We start from the raw sequence: 19,316 nt of genomic DNA on the forward strand, positions 1-19,316 counted from the left end.
CCCCTGAGCATCATCGGCAGGCGCCCCGCTCTCCTTCCGAGCCAGGTTGGACATTCATGACCCGCGATCAGGTGGCGGTGCCACGGCCTGCACGATGGCCTCGACATCGACGCCGGTCAGCACCTCCCGCTCGAGGAGCGCCGCCGCGACCGCGTCCAGTGCCGTCCGATGCTCACGCAGCAGGCTGCCAGCCTCCCCGTAGCGGCGTTGAGGCGTAGAGGCCACTCCGGACGACGACATGCTCATCGTCGCCAGGAGCAAGCGAAAGGATCCTGGCGACGCTGTCACCGCGTAACCTGCGCCGTAGCGGCACCCGTGCCTTGCGCAATCAAGCCTGGTCTGGCAGCCTCGCTGTATCCGTTTGGATATAGCGCGCGATGGGACAGGATTGCTGCGGGAATAAAGCACTGGGCATGGAGAACTGGCGTGCTGGCTCGACCCAGCGCCTCCTCGAGGGGCGGCAGGCAGCCACACCGCTGCCGATCCGAGCACAGGATGCTTACCACTTTGCTCATCGACGTCGGAAACTCTGGGAGTTATCGGATCAGTTCCATTGCTCCATCATCGGCACATGTCTCTCGGCGGCTGAACTCCGGAAGCTCCTGTGCAAGCTGAACCCGGCGCATGCACGGGAGACTGACCACGTCCTGCATGGCGCGGCGGTTGGCCTGGCGGAGCGACACGACACCGCGGGCAAAATGCTGCACAAAGCACTCGACGCGCGACATGCAGCCGCCACCAACCGCTTTGCCCGCGCCCGGACGTTGGAGGACGTGCGTAGCCTCTGGATGGAGGCACTCGCCGTCGGCGACATTCCCGGCCCCTATTGGGCGGTCATGACCCATCCCGATACCTCCTCGGAACTTCAGCGGGAGGCATTCGGGGAGGTTCACATGCTTTCGCACCTCGTCGGCGCCGCAAACCGGGCAGACATCCGGCGTCTGGCTCAACTCGAGGTGGAGAATGCGGCTCTCCTGGATAAGGTCGCCAAGCAACAGTTCCGCCTCAAGAACATGGCGACCGAACGCGACGCTACCATCCGGGAGCTTTCCCAGCGCTTACAGGAACACGCCAGGCCAGCGGCAAGCAATGCGGCGCCGTTGTCCGACCTGGAAACCCACGCTTCGCTGGAAAACATGCGTCGCCGTTTGGGGAGCGAGGTTGAGCACCGCGTCACCCTGCAACGCCGTTTGGACGAGATGCGTGCTTGTCTGGAGGCAGAACAACGCAGGAGCGCGGAGGCTCGGGGACAGGTGGACGTGCTGCAAACCGAGGTCGCGGCGCTGGAGGCCACCCTCTCGCCCGAGGAGACGGGCGGCACTCGAATTGACCTCGACCTCCACGGCATGACCCTGCTCTACGTCGGCGGGCGACCGAGCCAAGCATCCCGGTTGCGTATCATCGCCGAGGCAACGGGCGCTGCGCTTCTGCTGCACGATGGCGGTCTGGAAAATGCAGAAGCCCAGCTTGATGGTCTCGCCAGCCGCGCCGATGCTGTCCTCTTTCCTGTCGACTGCGTCAGTCATGACGCGGCTTTGACGGTGAAGCGTCATTGCCGCCGGGTGGGAAAGCCCTTCATCCCCTTGCGCAGTACGGGAAGCACCGCGTTCCTTGCCGCGCTTCATAGCCTCGCGACTCATCCTGAACGACGAGCATGAAGTAAACCCAGATCGGTCTGGGACGCCTTTGAGCCACACGGCAGCGCGTTGAGGTGGACCTCCACAGCCCACTGCGTGATCGCCGCCAGCATCTGTGTTTGGCCCGGTCTGAGGGACGGATGCCGAAGTTGAGCCGAAGCAGTCTCGGGGCGTGACGACATCATCGTCGCCCGGCTGCCGCGGCGCCAGCAGTTTGATTTGGTGCCGAGGCTAATGGGGCATGCCGAAGTCGGGTACCGCCACGTCCCTGCCCAACGGCGTCCGCAGGATGTCAATCGGCAGGCCATAGGCCTCCCGCAACAGCGCCGGGGTGATGACTTCGTCCGCGGGCCCAGCCACGGCCCGGGTGTGTCCCAGCACCAGCACATCGCCGCCGCAGGCCAGGGCATGGCTTGGGTCGTGGCTGCTCATGCCCACGGCAAAGCCTTCAGCCGCGAGTGATCGGACGGTGTCCAGCACCTGTCGCTGGTTGGCGAGATCCAGGTGCGCCGTCGGCTCGTCCAGCAACAGCACTGGGCTGTTCTGAGCCAGGGCGCGTGCCATGCGGACCATCTGCTGCTCGCCGCCGCTCAACGCCTGCATGGGACGATGTGCCAGGTGGGCGATGCCCAGGCGTTGCAGCGCCCGCGCGGCGCTCTCGCGATCCGCCGCACGGGGACGGTCGAACAGCGTGAGATGCGCGGCCCGGCCGGTCAGCACGATGTCGGTCACAGTGAAGGAAAATGCCTCCACCGCGCTCTGCGCCATGAAGGCAATACGGCGTGCCCGCTGTGCGTCGTTCAGCACCTGGAGCGAAGTTCCTTCGAAGAGCGCGGTCCCGGTGCTGGGACGGGCAAGACCTGCCAGGCAGCGCAGCAGGGTGGATTTGCCCACCCCGTTCGGCCCCAGGATCGTCAGCACCCGCCCGGCATGCATCGCCACGTCCAACCCCTCGAAGACCGGCCGCCGCCCGCCAGGATGGGTGAAGGCGAGGCCCTGCGCCGCCAGCAGCGGTGCGCTCACGACCAGGAGCTTTCGCCGCGCAGCAGCATCGCGGCGAAGACCGGTGCGCCCACCAGCGAGGTGACGATGCCCAGAGGGATCTCGGCGGAAGACAGCGACCGCGCCACGGTGTCCACCAGCAGCAGGAAGGTGCCCCCCATCAGCAAGGTCGTGGGCAGCAGCCGGTCATGGTCGGCGCCCACCAGCAGCCGTGCGAGGTGCGGCACCACCAGCCCGATCCAGCCCACCAGCCCGCAGACGGCAACCGCACTCGAGGCCAGCGCGGTCGCCAGCCCGAGTTGGATGGCTCGCTCCAGCGCCACGCGCACGCCCAGGGCACGGGCGGTCTCGTCACCCATGGCCAGCAGGTTCAGCCGCCACCGCAGGGCGAGCAGGAGAGCCAGCAACGGTGCGTTGATCGCCAGCAGGCCCCAGAAGGTCGGCGCCCGCACGCCGGACAGGGAGCCGAGCAGCCAGTACTCGATCACCGGCAGCTTGTTCTCGGGATCGGCACCGTATTTCAGCAGGCCCAGCAGAGCCGTGAAGACCGAGCCCACGATGATGCCCGACAGCACCAGCACCAGCGTGCGGTTGCCGCGATAGGCACGTCCCAGCAGCGTGGTGCCGAAGGCCGCCAGCGCCGCGAAGCCGAAGGCGGTGACCTGTACCGCCAGCGCCCCGCCGTCGAGCAGGATGGCCAGCGCCGCGCCGAACCCGGCACCGGCCGAGACGCCGAGCACGAAGGGGCTGACCAGCGGGTTGCGGAACACGCCCTGGTAGGTGGCGCCGCCGATGGCCAGCGACGCGCCCACCAGCACGGCCACGCCCACGCGCGGCAGCCGCACCTGCATCAGCGCGATCTCGGCCGTGCGGGGCCAGTCCGCGTCGAGGGGCAGGATGTGCGACAACAGGATGCGGATCACCGTGCCCGGCGGCAGGCTGAAGCGCCCGACCCCGAGGGAAAGCAGCACCGATGCCACGACCAGCAGCGTCAGCCAGAGCAGGTGACGCTGGCCGGGACGCGGGAGCATCGCCGTGACCGCGGCGTCCTCACGCGCCTTCATAGGGCATGCCGTAGAAGCGCCGGTAGAAGCTGTCGGCACGGGCGCGCAGGTCGATATCGGCGAAGAGCTCGGGATGCAGGGCCTTGGCCATCCACGCCTCGCCCAGCGCCAGGCTTTCCGGCACCGGGTTGCCCCAGGGCTTGACGTATTCCGGCGTGACGGTGACGCGGTTCGCGGCCACCGCCCGCACCGGTGTCCAGGCCGGATCCTGGCGGATCTGGTCGGCCACCGCGGCGTAGCGGTCCTGCACGATCACCGCCTCGGGGTTCCAGGCCAGCACCTGTTCCATGGTCACCTTGCCGAAGCCCTGGATGCCGCGCGCCACGTTCAGCCCGCCCGCCAGTTCCATGACCACGCCGGTGTACTTGCCGCTGCCGTAGGTCGTGAGATCCGGGTTGGCCATGTACATGCTGGTGCGGCCAGCCTCCGGCAGCGCAGCGGTACGCTCGTCCACGAGACGGCGCCCGGCGAGCGCCGCCTCCACCAGTTCCGCGGCACGTTCCTGCCGCCCGGTGATCTCGCCCAGCAGCCGGATGGCGTCGATCAGACCATCCGTGTAGGCCTGCTTCTCGTTTTCCAGCACCGGGTTCAGCTTGCCGCGCTCGCTCTCGGGAACCCGGAAGAACGCCATCTGCACCACGGGCATCCCGGCGGCCTCGATGGCCTGCACCATCTGCGCCGGCGCGTAGTAGGTCAGGATGACGACGTCGGGCGACAGCGAGAGCAGTTCCTCGACGTTGGCGCTGGTCAGGGTGCCCGGTGCTGGCATCGTCGCGAAGCTGGGTGCGAGGCGGGCGAAGCCGGGGCCAAGCTGCTGGCGCCAGTCGCGCAGTACGCCGACCACCTGCCCGGTCGCGCCGAGTTGGGTCAGCACGTCCATGCTGTGGTGCTGCAACACCACCATGCGCGTTACCTTCTCCGGCAGGGGAACGCGGCGGCCGTTCTGATCCACGATCTCGCGCGTGGCGGCGGCCTGCGCCGCGCGGCCTACGCCGCCCGTGACCGCCGCGATGGCAGGAAGCGCCAGTCCGGCACGGACAAGCAGGCGGCGAGAGATCATGGCGGCATCCTCGACGTGATGGTCGGTGGCATAGAACGTGTCAGACGGCTCGCCCGGCACGTGCGCTGCGGGTGCTCCTAGGGCGATGCGGTGCGCAGCAAGGCCCCGAGTTGCGCGTCGTCCGGTCGCCGGTGGTAGAGCATGTCGGACAGCGCGCCGATCCGGGCGGGGAGTTCATCGCGTGGGCGGACACCGAACAGGATCGGCAGCCAGGCCAGTCCGAGCAGGCGGTTGACCGAGGGTGGGCTGTCCACCCAGCCGAAGGGCAGAACAGGCGCGACCGCGATCCGGCCTTCCCGCACAGCCCGCAGAGTGCTCCAGATCGGATGCTTTGGCATGGTGGCAGCCAGTGCAGCCTCGGGCGTGATGATCCAGTCGGGATCCCAGACCACGACCTGCTCCGCGGAAACCTGCGCCAGGTTGCCCACGCCTGCCTGTGCGGCCGCGACATTCTCGGCGCCGCAGAACTCCAGGATCTCGGTGTTGATGGAGCCTGCCACCCCGGTTTCCAGGCCCTGCGGACCACGTGCGTAGAACACGCGAGGCCGTCCCCGCTGGGCGAGCAGCGCCGCGGCCGCGCGTGCCTCGTCCAGCAGCCGGGCGGAGGTTTCGATCAGTGGCTTTGCGGCGGCTTGGCGGCCCAGCAGTTCGCCCAGCAACTGAAATGTATCCGGGATCTTCGAGAGCGTGCCGTCCAGCAGCAGCGCGGGCACCCGGGTCTGCGACTGGATCCGGTCCATCTGGGCCGCGTAGGAGGGCGTGACGGAGCCGTAGTCGAGGATCATGTCGGCGTGGCTGGCGACCACGGCCTCGACGCTGGCCGTGTCGCTCCCGCCGCCGGTGAGGCGACCGGTTTCCGGCAGGGCGGCCGCTTCGGGCGGCAGGAAGGCCAGTTCCGGGCCACGTGGAGCACGCGCCCAACCCGCCAGCAGGTCGGGCGCGAGGCTCCAGATCGGCAGGGCTGCTGGCAGTCCCGCGGCCACGACGCGCGTCACCCGCTGCGGCAGGGTGGCAAGGCGCCCCGCCGCGTCACGCACGGGGCGGCTGTCCTGTGCCCGGGCGGCCCAGGGCCATGCGGCCATGGCCCCCAGCAGCGCGCGGCGGCCGGAGGCGGCGGGCATCAGGCCTTGCCCACGATGACGTCGGACGCCTTGATCACTGCCGCCGCCTGATCGCCGAGCTCATCCACGGCCTCGTTGGTGATGGAGGCGGTGATCACCGAGCCGCCTGGCAAGGCGATCTTCACGTGGGCAGTGGTCTGCCCCTTTGTGACGTCGGTGACCGTGCCGGACAGCACGTTGCGGGCGGATAGCTTCATGGCTGGATGTCTTCGGTCTGGCCTGGTGGAGGTTGAGGGAACGGCTCGGGCATGCCGTTGCGGCACGATCATCCCCGGCGAGCGCTCCTGGCTTCGGTCACCGTGACGAAGCCGTGCCGGTCGAGGATGGCTTGTCCCTCCGGTGAAAGGATGAAGAAGGCCAGCCGTGCCGCGCCGGGATGGTCCGACAGCAGCGCCAGCGCGTAGTCCGCGCCCACGGCCAGGTCCTGCGGCAGGCTCAGAACCTGGGTGCCAGGAGAGTCGCGCAGGACGGCTGCGGCGGTGGTCCTGTAGCTGAGGAAGATGTCGGCACGGCCTTCGGCCATGTGCCAGCCGACGGCGTGGCGACCGGGTGGCGCGGGTGCCACGTCGCGCCCGCCCACGAGCTTCAGCGCCTTCGTCTCCAGCACAGTGCGCGCGCCAGGGCGGATCGTCCCGGCCCGGGCGAACAGGTCCCAGGCGTAGTCACCCGACGGGTCGGCGCCCGGCGTGGAGGTGCCGAGACGGACGGCCGGATCGAGCAACCTGTCGAGCAGGGTGTCCGGCGTCACCGCGAGCCCCGGCCGAACCAGGGCGCAAAGGGCATTGCGCGCGAAAATCACCGGCGCAGCCGACCGCCCGGCCCTTGCCAGGATTTGTGCGTGCTCCAGGCTGGCGGAGGCGAAGAGGTCTGCTGCCTCGCCCTCCTCGATCCGCTCCCGCAGCAGTCCGGCCGGTCCGAAGGTTGCCTCGACGACGACACCTTGCTGGCCCGTGAACGCCTGGATCAGATCCCGGGCTGCTGCGGACAGGCTCCCGGCGGAGAGCAGTCGAACCGGAACTAGCGTCGCCACTGAGTTCCCCGGCCTCACTGCACGCGCAGGCCGAAGCGGCGGCTGGACCCACCCAGCGCCTTCATGGCGTTCGCCACGCCAGCGGCCGCGAAGACAATCGCACCCTGCCTGTCCTGCGCCCGCGCCGTGCCTGAGCCAACCAGCACGGCTGCGCCGAAGGCGAAGGCAGCGATATGGCGACGACGCATTGTGACCCGCCTCGTTATATTTTTCCGTATATACCGACCTGCTCCTGGATCGACAACACGGATGCCGAGGAGCCCCTTGTTGTTCTTCGAAACGGCACTCGCATTGCCTATGGCTGCCGTTGGTCGGTGCCGTGCTAGCAGACCGCCTCGTCTGCTACCCTGCATCTCTGGGGATACATCGATTGAGCACCGCTCAGCCCGGAAGCCCGTGGCCAGCGCATTCCTTTCACACCCGCCCTGCAATGGCCGGGTTGGGAGCGGTCGCACCCATCAGAACCGATCTGCTTCGATCCTACGGCGAGCTGACACCTCTGGTGTTCGTCGTTTCCAGGGGTAGGCACGCGTCGTCGTTCGCCGTGCAGGCGCTTTGCTCGATGTAGAGGTGTTCGGGTGAGGAGGCGGGTGACGAGCGACGGTTGACCCAGCTCTGATGCTTGGGTTGGACACCGCATGACCCTGATCGTCGCGGGGCTGCCGCTGTCTGGCGGTGGGATCGGGAGGCCGACGTGGCGCGCGGTCTGGCGCAACGCAGCCGGGCCTGAGTGAGCGGCAGGTGCAGGTGCCGACCACGTCGCCCCCGTTCCAGCGGGTGGTACCAACAACGTGCTGCCATCCTTCGGGCTGGATGGCGATCTTTCCGGCATGACCGGCCGAGTGGAACTGGGCGAAGGCGTGCCGCCGCTCCATACGCGTGTCGGTGCCCTGTGCAGCCCGGCCAGTCCGTTAAAATGACCGGAGTGGCAGGTGGCGGTTAGAGCGCCCCAAGCTGCGGGACCGGGAACCGGTGCGGCGTGATCTGCGAAGGGACCGCATTGCGGACAAAGCCGCGCGAGACTCTACGGGCCGCAGGTAATCCGCTTGGAATCGCAAAATGATCCTTGAATGATGCGGCGTGTGCATGATGAACTTGGGCTGTGGACCTCAGACAGCTCGAGATCTTCTGCGCCGTCATCGCCGCCGGCAGCCTGACTCTCGCCGCCCGGCAGACCGGACGGTCGCAGTCGGCCGTCACGCGAATGGTGCAGGAGCTGGAAGCCCAACTCGGCTTTGCCTTGTTCGACCGCAACGGTCCTCGGATTACGCCCACTGAGCGCGCCCTGCTCTTCCATGACGAGGTCGAGCGCTCGCTCGCCGGGCTGCGCGCCATCGAGGAGCGCGCCGCCGCCCTGGCCCGGGAGGAGGGTGCCCGGCTGGACATCGTGGCCGCCCCTGCCCTGGCCTCCGGGTTGGTCCCGGCGGCGCTGGGGCGGCTGGGCACGTGCCTGCCCCATCGCATCAGCCTGACCAGCCAGCCGGCGGGCGAGGTGGTGCGGGCACTGCTGGACCGCCGGGCGCATCTGGGCTTCGCCAGCCTGCCGCTGGAGCACCGCGGCCTGGACCTGCACTGGATCGGTGAGTCCCATTGCGTCGCCGTGCTGCCCGCCGGGCACCCGCTGGCGGCGCAGGAGCGCGTGGCTCTGCGCGACCTCGCCGGACAGCGGCTGATCACGCTGGCCGACCCGCATCGCCAGTTCCGCCGGCACATCGATGCCGCCCTGGCCGGCGCCGGTAGCCGCCCACCCTCGCTGATGGTGGTCAATGCCTCGCTGAACGCCATCATGGCGGCGCGGACCGGCCTGGGCGTGGCGCTCATCGACCCGGTGACCGCCGTGGGCGTGCCGGTAGAGGGCGTCATGGCACGGCCGATCGACGTGACCATCCCGTACTTCTGGGGCGTGGCGACCCCGGCGGCCCACCCCCCTTCGCCCGCCGCCCAGGCGGTGATCACCGCCGCTGCCGAGGCTGCCGCGATGCTGCCCGGCTTCATCCAGCATCCACCGCAGGCCCTGGCCCGGTTGATGGCCCCCGAGGACCTGGCCCCATGAACGACGTGACCCCCACCGGCCTGCTGGCGCTGGAAGCGCGGCTGCGCCAGGACCTCGACTGGCTGGAACTGCCCGGCAAGCCCTGGGTGCCGCGCCGGGAGGCCGAGGGGCAGCCCGTCACCGACGTGGTGGTGATGGGTGCCGGCATGTGCGGGCTGGCGGCGCAGGCGGCACTGCGGCTGATGGGCATCGACAATGTCCGCGTGCTGGACCGTGCTCCCGCCGGGCAGGAAGGCCCCTGGGTAACCTACGCGCGGATGGAAACCCTGCGCTCGCCCAAGACGCTGGCCGGCCCCGCGCTGGGCCTGCCGGCCCTGACCTTCCGTGCCTGGTTCACCGCGCAGTTCGGCACGCAGGCCTGGGAACGGCTTGGCAAGATCCCGCGCGGGCAGTGGATGGACTATCTCGGCTGGTACCGCCGCGTCATGGGCGTGCCGGTGGAGAACGGCGTCGCCGTCACCCTGCTGCGCCCGCGCGAGGACGGGCTGCTGGCGGTGGAAACGGACACCGCCGGCACGCTGCTGGCCCGCCGCGTGGTGCTGGCCAGCGGCCGTGACGGGTTGGGCGGCAGCTACGTGCCGGAGATGGCGGAAGGCATCGACCGGCGCTTCTGGGCGCATTCGCGCGATCCCGTCGACTTCGCCGCACTGCGCGGCAAGCGGGTGGCGGTGGTGGGTGCCGGCGCCTCGGCCATGGACAATGCGGCAACGGCGCTGGAGGCTGGCTGCGCGCGCCTGGACATGCTGGTGCGGCGCGCCAGGCTGCCCGCCATCAACAAGTTCACCGGCATCGCCAGCCAGGGCGTGGTGCACGGCTTCGCCGCACTGCCGGACGAGTGGAAGTGGCGATTCCTGCACCACGTCTTCGGTGAGCAGACGCCACCGCCGCGCGACAGCACCCTGCGCGTGTCCCGCCACCCCCACGCGCACCTGCACCTCGCCTGCCCCGTGCTGGGGCTGGAACAGCACGGCGATGCCCTGCGGGTGGAAACGCCGGAGGGCGTGCTGGAGGTGGATTTCCTGATCTTCGGCACCGGCTTCCGCGTCGACCTGGCGGAGCGGCCGGAACTGGCGCTGGTGGCGGAGCATATCCGCTTCTGGTGCGACCGCTTCGCCCCGCCCGACGGGCTCGCGCAGGCGGAGCTGGAAGCCTCGCCCGACCTCGCGCCCGACTTCGCCTTTCAGGAGAAGGTCCCCGGTGCCTGCCCGGCGCTGTCGCGCATCCACTGCTTCAACTATCCCTCGACGCTCAGCCACGGCAAGCTGACGGGCGACATCCCCGCGGTCAGCGCCGGGGCGCAGCGGTTGGCACGCGCCATCACCCGGCACTTCTTCGTGGAGGATCGGGAGCAACATTTCGCCAGTCTTCAGGCCTTCGCCACGCCTGAGCTTCAGGGCGACGAATGGCCCGCCTGCAGGGTGGCCGTCGCCGCTGCCTGACCACAGCCTGCCGGCCCGAACCAGAAGGACACTCCGATGCAGCGTCGCACTCTGCTTTCCGGCTTAGCCGGCATGGGGCTCACCGTTCCTGCCCTTGAGCCCGCGCGGGGGCAGGCCCAGCCCGCAGCGCCGAAGAAGCGCCTGACCATCGCCTTCGCCGACCCGGTCTCCTCGCTGGACCCGCAGCTCAACAACTTCGCCGGCGACCGCTCGGTAGACCTACATTTCTTTGACCTGTTGATCGAGAACCGTGACGGTGGCCTGCAGCCCGGCCTCGCCACCTCCTGGAAGCCCGTGGGCGACCGCGGCTGGGAGTTCAAGCTGCGCCCGGACGTGAAATGGTCCGACGGAAGCGCCTTCACGGCGGACGACGTCGTCTTCTCCTACGACCGCGCTCCCAAGGTGCCCGGCAGCACCGCCAGCTTCGCCGGCTATCTGCGCACGGTGGAGAAGATGGAGGTGGTGGACCCGCTGACGCTGCGCATCACCACCAAGGAGCCCAACCCGCTGCTGCCGCTGAACCTCGCCTCCGTGCACGTGGTGGCGCGGCGGACCACGGAGGGTGCCACCAGCAACGACTTCAACACCGGCAAGGCGCTGAACGGCACCGGCCCCTACGGCCTCGTGTCCTACACCCCCGGTGACCGCATCATCATGCGCCGCAACCCGAACTACTGGCGCGAGCCGCCGGTCTGGGAGGAAGTGGACTACCGCTACGTCGCCAATGCCGCTTCCCGGACCGCGGCGCTGCTGGCCGGCGACGTGGACGTGATCGACAAGGTGTCGGTGTCCGACCTCGCGCAGCTCCGGGCGCGGAGCGACGTGAAGCTCTTCGCCTACCCGGGTCTGCGCATGCTGCTGCTGCAGCCCAGCTTCTCCGACAAGCCCGGTCCCTTCCTGAAGGCCGCCGACGGCAGGCCGCTGGACCGGAACCCGCTGCTGGACGTGCGGGTGCGCCGGGCGCTGACGATGGCCATCAACCGGGACGCGCTGTGCGACCGGCTGATGCAGGGCACCGCCACCGCCACGGGCCAGTGGATGCCCGAGGGCAGCTTCGGCTACGATCCCACGGTCAAGCCGCCGGCCTTCGAACCGGATCGCGCCAAAACCCTGCTGGCCGAAGCAGGCTACCCGGACGGCTTCCAGGTCGCTATCCACCTGCCCAACGACCGCTACGTGCTGGGCCCCCAGGCGGTGCAGGCCGTGGCGCAGATGTGGACGCGCATCGGTGTGAAGACGACGGTGGAGGCGGTGCCCTGGTCCGTGTACTCCGCCGGGGTCAACACGGGCGACTACGCCGTGACGACGCTGGCCTGGGGCAACGGCACCGGCGAAGGCAGCTACGCCCTCATCAACGTGCTGGGCAGCATGGACCCGCAGCAGGGACGCGGCGTCTCTAATTGGGGCCACTACAACAACCCCCAGGTGGACAAGGCCCTGGAGGACGCCATGCAGGAATTCGACGATGGAAAGCGCGAGGCGATCCTGCAGCACTCCGCGCGCGTGGTGGCGGAGGATGCGGGCATCTTTCCGCTGTTTCACTACCAGAACCTCTGGGCGGCCCGGCGCGGGTTGAAGGTCACGCCACTGACGTCCGACCGCACGACCGCCTCCATGGTCACGCCGGAGGCCTGACACAGCGATGAACCCAGCCGATATTCCGGACTTGGCCGAGCACCTGCTCGGCCTGGACGCCAACTCCCCGCTCGGTGAGCTGCGGCGACAGCGTGCCGACATCCTGCAGCACGAGGAAGGCGCCTACCGTGAGCTGGTGCTGCCGCCCTTTCCCGGCGGCGTGTCGCTGGCGGAACGCGCGGCGCTGGCGCTGCGCGTCGCGCTGATCGAGGGCGACACGGCACTGGGCGCCCATTACCGCGCGCTGCTGGCGGCCACGGGCGACGCTGTGTTGATCGCTGCCGCCGAAGTCTTCCCCCCGCCCGAGGGGCAGGACCGTCAGGCCGTCCTGTTCCGCTACGCCGACACTGTGGCGCGCAGGCCCGAGGCCATCGACCAGGCGGAGATCAACCGCCTCAGCGGCTTCGGCCTTTCCGCACAGGACATCGTGGCAGTCACGCAGCTGGTGTCCTTCGTGCCTTATCAGGTGCGGCTGCTCGCTGGTCTACGCCAGCTGATGGGGGAGAACGCCGCATGAGTCGCTTCACCATGGACGTTGTGGACTGGGAACCGCGCGTATCGCCGGTTGAGATCGAGACGGCAACGCCGGAACAGATGGCCGCGCTGGAAGCCTGTCCGCCAGCACAGCGCACCTCCGTGTACTTCCGCACGCTGGTGAACGACCCGGGCTCGCTGAGCCAGCGCGGTGCGTTGTTCACCAAGGTCATGTACGCCCCTCGCGGGTTGCCGCGTGCGGAGCGGGAGCTGGCGACGGCAGCAGTGTCCATCGTCAACGGCTGCATCTACTGTACATCCGTGCACGCCCGCCGCTACGTGGAGTTGAAGGGGCCGGAAGCAGCGATGCGCGCGTTGCTGGCAGAGGGCGTCGGCGCCGTTGGGCTGGATGCCCGCCAGCAGGCCATCGTGGACTACGCAGCGAAGATGACTGCACGGCCGCAGGACACAACCAGCGACGACCTGAAGCCGCTGCGGGCGGCAGGCTTCAACGATCTGGAGATCCTGGATCTGATCCACGCCGTTGCCATGTTCGCCAATGCCAACCGGCTGATGCAGGCCCTTGGTCGCTCAGTTATGCTTGACCCTACGTGAGAGAACACGCTGCTTTCGGAGACCGAAACGCGATGATCGGTGACCGGACGGAGACGATCCCAGGGGCCAGGATGTTGGAGCGGCCGAGAAGCAGTCAATCCTGAGCCAGATGTTCATCTGCGGCTGGAAGGCCAGCCTCGCGCTGACATCTGGTCTAGGCACAACGCGTTCAAGATGATCGCACCGGGTCGACAACCCTGAACCAGAAGAACTCCGAACTGAAGCAGTGCGTTGCCGGGAGCTTCCGAGCGAACGAGGATGGGAGGAGCGGGCGTAAGGGCCGGCCCGCTGACCGAGGAGCGGACCGGTCGTTCGAGGCGTGAATTCGTCGGACGGATGCTGGTAGCGAGCGTGTACTGGTCGCCGCGCGGCTCCATGGTCAGGCCCTGACGCGGGCTCCAGGCACCCTTCAGGTAGAAGACTGGAATGGTCGCCAGGTGTCGATGAGCCCGTCCAGCTCCGGATTGCTGTCGTGGCCGAGGCTGGAACACAGCCAAGCAGCTGTGCCCGGCGCACCTGCGCCGCCTGACGCAAAAGGCACGGCAACTGAGAGAACACCTTCGGCCAGCGGGCGGCACACGACCCGATGGGGGGGGCAGCGGGTTACGTAGGGCACGAGCCTCGGTAGGCAACCCGCAGCACCCCTGGGCAGCCGTCCACTTCGCCCTCCAGTCCTTCGACACGGCTTTCCTATGCGCCAGGCCCGCTTTTAGCTCTTTAGCCCTGCCCGACTTTCTTCCTCCGGCCCTCGATCGCTGATGGTCAACCTACCTTTCCGAACTTCGCCCGCATCCACACTACCACCCTTGCATACAAGCATTGGAGACGGGTAGGCTGATGATGTGACGGATTTTATGATCAATGCCGCGCGTCGGCGTCCGACAGTCGCCGACCAAGTGCGCCTCTACCTTCGGGAGCGGATCGTGGACGTGCGTCTGCTGCCCAACCATCCGCTCTCAGAAAATGAGATCGCCAATCAACTCGGGCTGAGTCGGACACCCGTCCGAGAAGCCTTCATCAAACTGGAGGAAGAAGGTCTCATCACCATCTACCCCCAGTACGGAACCTTCGTGGCGCCGATCCGGGTATCCGATGTTTATGATGGGCAATTCGTCCGGGAGGCCGTGGAGAGCGCTGCGCTCGTGCGCGTTGTGGATCGGATTCAGCCTTCGGACATCCCTCCCCTCAAGTCTTTGCTGCAAACGCAAGCGCGCTTTCAGGATGGCGACCCTGCGCCGTTCTTCGAGGCTGATGAGGCCTTGCACGCCAGCCTTCTCCGCATCGCGGGTCACGAACGCGCATGGCACGTGGTGGAAACGGCCAAGGCTCAGCACGACCGGGTGCGTCGCCTTAACGTTCGAAACCCACTTAAACGCAGTTCGGTGTTGCAAGAGCACCGTGAAATCTTAGACCGCGTGATTGCCCATGATACCGCCGGGGCCGTGGCAGCAATGTCCAACCACCTGCGTGGCGTGTTCATGTCGGTCGAGAATGTCATGGCACAGCATCCGGAGTTCTTCGTGTCGGCTGAGACGCTGCACGAAATGCCACGCCGCTTGCCGGTAAGGTCACGCGTCCCGCCCGCATCCCGAGCAGAACCCGGCCAACCCTGAAAATCCCGCTTCGCCTGTTACTGGCCCGAAGCTGTTCCTCGAGGATCCTATGCCATTCAAACTACCGCCTTCCCCTGATGCTCGACCAACAGAGACACCGATCCGGGTGCTTTACCTCACCCGCGGCGAACCCGAGCTTTATGCAGTAGCCCGCGGGTACGTTCCTCCCGGGTTTGAGCTTGTGACGCTGGAGACTGACAGTTCCGCCGAACTCGCCGCAGCATTGCAAAATTGCGAAGTGATTATCGTTGCTACGCGCCGCCTGGACGCGGAGATGGTTGCGGCCGCCCCGCACCTTCAGCTCGTCCTGCATCAGGGAGTCGGTTACCACGATACGATTGACGTTCCGGCATTGCAGGCACTGGGCGTACCGGTCGCAACGACGCCTGACGGTACGGCAACAGGCGTATCGGAACACGCTGTGATGCTGATGTTGGCCGCGTGCCGGCACCTGACCTTCGCCGATACCGAGCTGCGCGCCGGGCGCTTCCCCGTCAACGCGTTGCGTCTCGTGTCTCGGACCCTCGCCGGGCGGACTATCGGCTATGTGGGTATGGGACGCATTGGGCAGGCGACTGCACGTCGGCTTTGCGGATGGGGAACGAAGGGAATCTACACAGATCCCAGCCCCCTATCTGACCAAGTTGAGTCCGAGCTTGGACTTCAACGCGTGGAGTTCGAAGAACTCCTGGAGCGTGCAGATGTGGTAACCCTTCATCTTCCACTGACGGCCTCCACGCGAGGACTGATCAACGCCCGTGCCTTCGCGCACATGCGGCGTGGCACCGTACTAATCAACACTGCTCGCGGACCGATCGTCGACGAAGACGCGCTCCTGCAGGCGCTGGAAACCAAGCATCTCGGTGCCGCGGCGCTCGACGTGTTCGAACGGGAACCGGTTGGGCCCGCCCACCCGCTCGCACGGTTCTCGAACGTCGTGCTGACCCCTCATATCGCAGCCGGCACGCTGGATACCTACGGCGCCAAGATGCGCGGAGTTTTCGCGAACGTTGCCCGCTTCTACTCGGGACAGCAGTTGCAGGATCAGGTCGCCTAGCGGCTGTCTTTCCGCATCATCGGTAACAATCAAAACAACAGGTCCGTTCCCCGAGAACGGTCAGGAAATGCCTTGATGGACGACAACCGTGAAAATCTGCTGCTCAAGCGTATAGCGTGGCGGCTCGTGCCACTGCTGACCATTATTTATCTGATCGCCTACATCGATCGCGCGAACATCTCCTACGCCAAACTAACCATGGTGCAGGCACTACATATCACGGAAGCCGAGTTCGGCTTTGCTGCGTCTCTATTCTTCATCGGATACCTGATCTTCGAAGTGCCAAGCAACTTGGCATTGAACTATTTCGGAGCGCGGCCCTGGATTGCGCGGATCATGTTCACCTGGGGCCTCGCCACCGTACTGACAGCGTTCGTCTCCTCATCGACCTTCTTCCTGATCGTGCGCTTCATCGTCGGTACTTGCGAAGCCGGGCTCTACCCGGGACTTATCTTCTACCTATCGCTTTGGTTCCCACAGAAGCAGCGCACCGGCATCGTAGGCTTGCTGACCTTGGGCAGCAGCCTCGGCAACATGTTCGGCTCGCTGATCGGCGGTTACTCGCTCGAACTCGATGGCCTGTTCGGATTTCAGGGTTGGCAGTGGGTTTTCCTGATCACCGGGATGCCAGCTGTGCTGATGACCTTCGTCACGCTGCTCTACCTCCCCAACAGCCCACAGGAAGCTCGCTTCATCACGGATGAGGAGAGGAACACTCTCGACACCGCGCTGCGGCGAGATCCGCCGCCACCGAAGCCGGCCGGTGGCGCTCCTTGGACGCTAGGTTCGCTCCTCACGGTGCTGGCGCTGTCAGCGGGCTACGGCACCATCTCGGTGGCGATCTATGGCATTGCCTACTGGCTCCCGACCCTGGTGAAGGGGTTCGGGGTTAGCAGTGGCACCAACGGCCTCCTCAACATGGTGCCTTGGGCCCTCGCCTCCGTCGTCCTCTTTTGGCTTCCGCGTCGTCTGAGGAGCTTTCGCGCCGTTCTGATCACCGCCATGACCGCCGCTGCTCTTGGGATTGCTTTATTCCTGATCAGCGTTTCCCCGGTCTCCAATGCACTACGCTTTACGGCTCTCGCTCTGGGAGCGCCCACTCTCTACCTGATGATACCTTGCTTCTGGGCCACGCCTCCACGGTTGCTCCCGAGTGCCTTTCTCAAGGGGTCAGGCGGTGCCGCCGCGATGGCCGTGATTGTGTCGGGTTCGGGGCTCGGCGGCTTCGTAGCCCAAAACCTGATGCCTTGGATTGCTCAGGCTTCCGGTAGCGCCAGCGCTCCCATGATCGCTCCGGCAGTCTCTCTGCTGCTGCTCGGTCTCGCTGCCTTCGTAGTTCTGCTCTCCACCAACAACACGAGGGATGTTGAGGGCGAAACCGTTCCGGTGCGTTAGGACCGCGAAGTTTCGCCCGGCACAGCAGGCACAATCAGTCGATCGAGGCGTTGGCCCGTGCTGCGGGCCAGCGCCCGCCAAGGACATCAAGCATTATGAGTGCAGAGTTTCACAACCTCCTGGATCCGGCATCCTCGCCGACTAAAATGATACCAGAGATGGCTCGGGCGCCGCGCCAGATGAAGCGGATCTTCGCGCTGGAGGATCTGGAGCCTGCTGCTCGGCGCCTGCTGCCAAGTCCTATCTTTGGCTATGTTGCGGGAGGGGCGGAAACAAACTCGTCGATGACTGACAACCGTCGGGTCTTCGATGAAATCCAGTTTCTGCCGCGCATGCTGGTCGGTGTGGCCAATCGAACACTCGACTGCGAGGTGATGGGCAAGCATTACGCCCTCCCCTTCGGCATCGCGCCGATGGGAGTGAGCGCCCTTACTGGTTATCGCGGTGACCTTTCCCTCGCTCGCTCCGCTTCCCGTGCCGGGATCCCCATGATCATCAGCGCCGCGTCCCTGATCCCGTTGGAGGAGATCGCCGAAGCGGCTCCTGGTGTCTGGTACCAAGCCTATCTCTCAGGTGACAGGGAGGAAGCGGCGGCGATGGTCGAGCGCGTGTCCCATGCTGGCATCGATACCTTCGTGATCACCGCCGACAGTGCGGTTGTGCCTAGCCGCGAGAATAATCTGAGGACTGGATACCGCACGCCGATTCGCCCGAACTTAGCGCTTCTCCGGGACGGGATCATGCATCCACGTTGGTCGATAGGGACCTTTCTCCGCACTTTCCTACACCATGGGGTCCCACATTTTGAAAACGCGGCTCCAGGACGTGGAGCACCTCTGCTGTCTCGCCAAGCCGTACGTGACTTCTCAGGGCGTGAAGCGCTGGACTGGGATGTCGTAAGATTCGTGCGATCGCGGTGGAAGGGCCGCCTCGTCATCAAGGGATTACTGCACGCCGGAGATGTCGCGCTCGCCAGGCAGGCCGGTGCCGATGCTGTTATCCTTTCGAACCACGGTGGACGCCAACTCGATGGGGCGCTTTCACCCATGCGTGCGTTGCCTGCCGCACTCGAGCAAGCCAGTGGCATGTGCGTCATGATCGACAGCGGCTTTCGCCGTGGGACAGACATCTTGAAGGCCATCGGCCTGGGAGCCAAGTTTGTCTTCATTGGTCGTCCGTTCAACTACGCCTCGGCCTTGGCTGGTGAGGCTGGTGTCGATTACGTTATAGGCCTCCTCCGCACGCAACTTCGCGCTGATCTCGGTATGCTTGGCTTAAGGAGTATTCGAGAGATGAGCCAGGAAGTTCTTTTCTTGGAGAAGTTTGCGCGAGTCAGAGTTCAGTGAACTCCGCCCTACCGAGGTTTTCTCACTCGCGCTCGTGGACAAAGCTGATCCAGAGGAAAGCTGAGGCGATGGGCGAAGCCAAGATATGAGGCGGCGGTCTTGTCGTAGCGGGTGGCGACGCGCCGCCAGTTCTTCGGCTTGTTGAACATGCGCTCGATCCGGTTGCGCAGCCTGTAGGCGCTTCTGTTGTGCAGGATGGGCTGACGCCGTCCGCGCTTGGCTTGGATGACGGCCCGGATCCCGGTAAAGGCGATCTCACCGTCTAGGGCGGCTCGGCCCCGGCTGGTGCCGTGATCTCGTCCGGAAGTCCGCGTCGATCGGGGTGGAGTTTCTGGAGGCCGTCTGGGCTTCCTCACCTACGTGCTGTTCGAGCTCCTGGCCGGGGTGGGGATCCACCTGGTCCAGTACGGACTGCTCGGCCTGTCCATCGTGCTTTTCCCACTCCTCCTGCTCGCCTTCGGCGAGCCGGTGGGCTTCGCCGCTGCCTACGCGATCAGCACGGCCGCCATGGTGGGGCAGGCCTCGGCCTACACGGCGGGGGTGACGCGTCGCATGAGGCTGGCCGCGCCCTTTGCCGGTGTGCTGGGCGTCCTGTTCGGCTTCCTCTACGTCGTGCTGAACCTCGAAGCCGATGCCCTGCTGGTCGGTGCCGTGGCGCTCTTCGCCGCCCTCTCGGTGGTCATGATGGTGACCCGCCACGTGGACTGGTCGAAAGCCTGAGCCGGCGTGCTCGAACCAATCTCCTGTCCCGACCCTTCCCAGAGTCTCGGCACCG

At 66.6% G+C, this 19,316-nt stretch carries 19 protein-coding genes; 11 read left to right on the top strand and 8 right to left on the bottom strand.

What is annotated here, in order from left to right; all coding sequences use genetic code 11:
- Window positions 1–54: 54 nt before the first annotated feature.
- Window positions 55–261 (bottom strand): hypothetical protein, encoded by a 207-nt coding sequence (locus tag ACFFGY_RS01980; RefSeq protein ID WP_377042691.1) that lies wholly within the window; start codon window positions 259–261, stop codon window positions 55–57.
- 152 nt (window positions 262–413) lie between these two features.
- On the opposite strand from ACFFGY_RS01980, the gene ACFFGY_RS01985 reads away from it, so the two are divergent.
- A complete protein-coding gene (locus ACFFGY_RS01985) occupies window positions 414–1,658 on the top strand; it encodes a DUF2325 domain-containing protein (RefSeq protein ID WP_377042692.1) in 1,245 nt (414 codons plus the stop codon).
- Window positions 1,659–1,868: 210 nt separating this feature from the next.
- Here the strand turns inward: ACFFGY_RS01985 and ACFFGY_RS01990 are convergent, their stop codons facing one another.
- The 7 genes from ACFFGY_RS01990 to ACFFGY_RS02020 form a co-directional block, all read right to left on the bottom strand.
- The gene (locus tag ACFFGY_RS01990) at window positions 1,869–2,660 is read right to left on the bottom strand and encodes an ABC transporter ATP-binding protein (protein ID WP_377042693.1); all 792 of its coding nucleotides are present in this window, start codon (window positions 2,658–2,660) and stop codon (window positions 1,869–1,871) included.
- A complete protein-coding gene (locus tag ACFFGY_RS01995) occupies window positions 2,657–3,670 on the bottom strand; it encodes a FecCD family ABC transporter permease (RefSeq protein WP_377042694.1) in 1,014 nt (337 codons plus the stop codon). The genes ACFFGY_RS01990 and ACFFGY_RS01995 overlap by 4 nt, the downstream gene beginning before the upstream one ends.
- A 19-nt stretch (window positions 3,671–3,689) precedes the next feature.
- Window positions 3,690–4,763 carry an ABC transporter substrate-binding protein gene (locus ACFFGY_RS02000; protein WP_377042695.1) on the bottom strand — a complete coding sequence of 358 codons (1,074 nt, stop codon included), beginning with the start codon at window positions 4,761–4,763 and terminating at the stop codon, window positions 3,690–3,692.
- Between the two features lie 77 nt (window positions 4,764–4,840).
- A complete protein-coding gene (locus ACFFGY_RS02005) occupies window positions 4,841–5,884 on the bottom strand; it encodes an ABC transporter substrate-binding protein (RefSeq protein ID WP_377042696.1) in 1,044 nt (347 codons plus the stop codon).
- Window positions 5,884–6,081 (bottom strand): TOBE domain-containing protein, encoded by a 198-nt coding sequence (locus ACFFGY_RS02010; protein ID WP_377042697.1) that lies wholly within the window; start codon window positions 6,079–6,081, stop codon window positions 5,884–5,886. The genes ACFFGY_RS02005 and ACFFGY_RS02010 overlap by 1 nt, the downstream gene beginning before the upstream one ends.
- Before the next feature lie 68 nt (window positions 6,082–6,149).
- Entirely contained in the window at window positions 6,150–6,914 is a 765-nt protein-coding gene (locus ACFFGY_RS02015) for a molybdate ABC transporter substrate-binding protein (protein WP_377042698.1), read from the bottom strand.
- Window positions 6,915–6,928: 14 nt separating this feature from the next.
- Window positions 6,929–7,102: a hypothetical protein gene (locus ACFFGY_RS02020; RefSeq protein WP_377042699.1), complete on the bottom strand. Its 174-nt coding sequence runs from the start codon at window positions 7,100–7,102 to the stop codon at window positions 6,929–6,931.
- A 914-nt stretch (window positions 7,103–8,016) separates the two neighbouring features.
- On the opposite strand from ACFFGY_RS02020, the gene ACFFGY_RS02025 reads away from it, so the two are divergent.
- The 10 genes from ACFFGY_RS02025 (at window position 8,017) to ACFFGY_RS02070 (ending at window position 19,261) form a co-directional block, all read left to right on the top strand.
- On the top strand, window positions 8,017–8,967 hold the full coding sequence (locus tag ACFFGY_RS02025; protein WP_377042700.1) for a LysR family transcriptional regulator: 951 nt from the start codon (window positions 8,017–8,019) through the stop codon (window positions 8,965–8,967).
- Complete coding sequence (locus tag ACFFGY_RS02030; RefSeq protein WP_377042701.1) at window positions 8,964–10,406, top strand: NAD(P)-binding domain-containing protein; 1,443 nt, start codon at window positions 8,964–8,966, stop codon at window positions 10,404–10,406. The genes ACFFGY_RS02025 and ACFFGY_RS02030 overlap by 4 nt, the downstream gene beginning before the upstream one ends.
- A 36-nt stretch (window positions 10,407–10,442) precedes the next feature.
- Window positions 10,443–12,041 carry an ABC transporter substrate-binding protein gene (locus ACFFGY_RS02035; protein ID WP_377042702.1) on the top strand — a complete coding sequence of 533 codons (1,599 nt, stop codon included), beginning with the start codon at window positions 10,443–10,445 and terminating at the stop codon, window positions 12,039–12,041.
- 7 nt (window positions 12,042–12,048) lie between these two features.
- On the top strand, window positions 12,049–12,558 hold the full coding sequence (locus tag ACFFGY_RS02040) for a CMD domain-containing protein (RefSeq protein WP_377042703.1): 510 nt from the start codon (window positions 12,049–12,051) through the stop codon (window positions 12,556–12,558).
- A complete protein-coding gene (locus ACFFGY_RS02045; RefSeq protein WP_377042704.1) occupies window positions 12,555–13,130 on the top strand; it encodes a peroxidase-related enzyme in 576 nt (191 codons plus the stop codon). Before ACFFGY_RS02040 ends, ACFFGY_RS02045 begins: the two co-directional genes overlap by 4 nt.
- An 854-nt stretch (window positions 13,131–13,984) precedes the next feature.
- On the top strand, window positions 13,985–14,743 hold the full coding sequence (locus ACFFGY_RS02050) for a GntR family transcriptional regulator (protein ID WP_377042705.1): 759 nt from the start codon (window positions 13,985–13,987) through the stop codon (window positions 14,741–14,743).
- A 106-nt stretch (window positions 14,744–14,849) separates the two neighbouring features.
- Complete coding sequence (locus ACFFGY_RS02055; RefSeq protein ID WP_377042706.1) at window positions 14,850–15,800, top strand: 2-hydroxyacid dehydrogenase; 951 nt, start codon at window positions 14,850–14,852, stop codon at window positions 15,798–15,800.
- Window positions 15,801–15,875: 75 nt separating this feature from the next.
- Window positions 15,876–17,195, top strand: a complete 1,320-nt coding sequence (locus ACFFGY_RS02060; protein WP_377042707.1) for an MFS transporter — start codon at window positions 15,876–15,878, stop codon at window positions 17,193–17,195.
- Between the two features lie 95 nt (window positions 17,196–17,290).
- Window positions 17,291–18,541, top strand: a complete 1,251-nt coding sequence (locus ACFFGY_RS02065) for an alpha-hydroxy acid oxidase (protein WP_377042708.1) — start codon at window positions 17,291–17,293, stop codon at window positions 18,539–18,541.
- 342 nt (window positions 18,542–18,883) lie between these two features.
- Window positions 18,884–19,261 (top strand): inner membrane CreD family protein, encoded by a 378-nt coding sequence (locus ACFFGY_RS02070; RefSeq protein WP_377043191.1) that lies wholly within the window; start codon window positions 18,884–18,886, stop codon window positions 19,259–19,261.
- Window positions 19,262–19,316 lie beyond the last annotated feature (55 nt).

Origin of the sequence: Roseomonas elaeocarpi (assembly GCF_042433915.1) — a bacterium.
Lineage (GTDB): Bacteria > Pseudomonadota > Alphaproteobacteria > Acetobacterales > Acetobacteraceae > Roseomonas > Roseomonas elaeocarpi.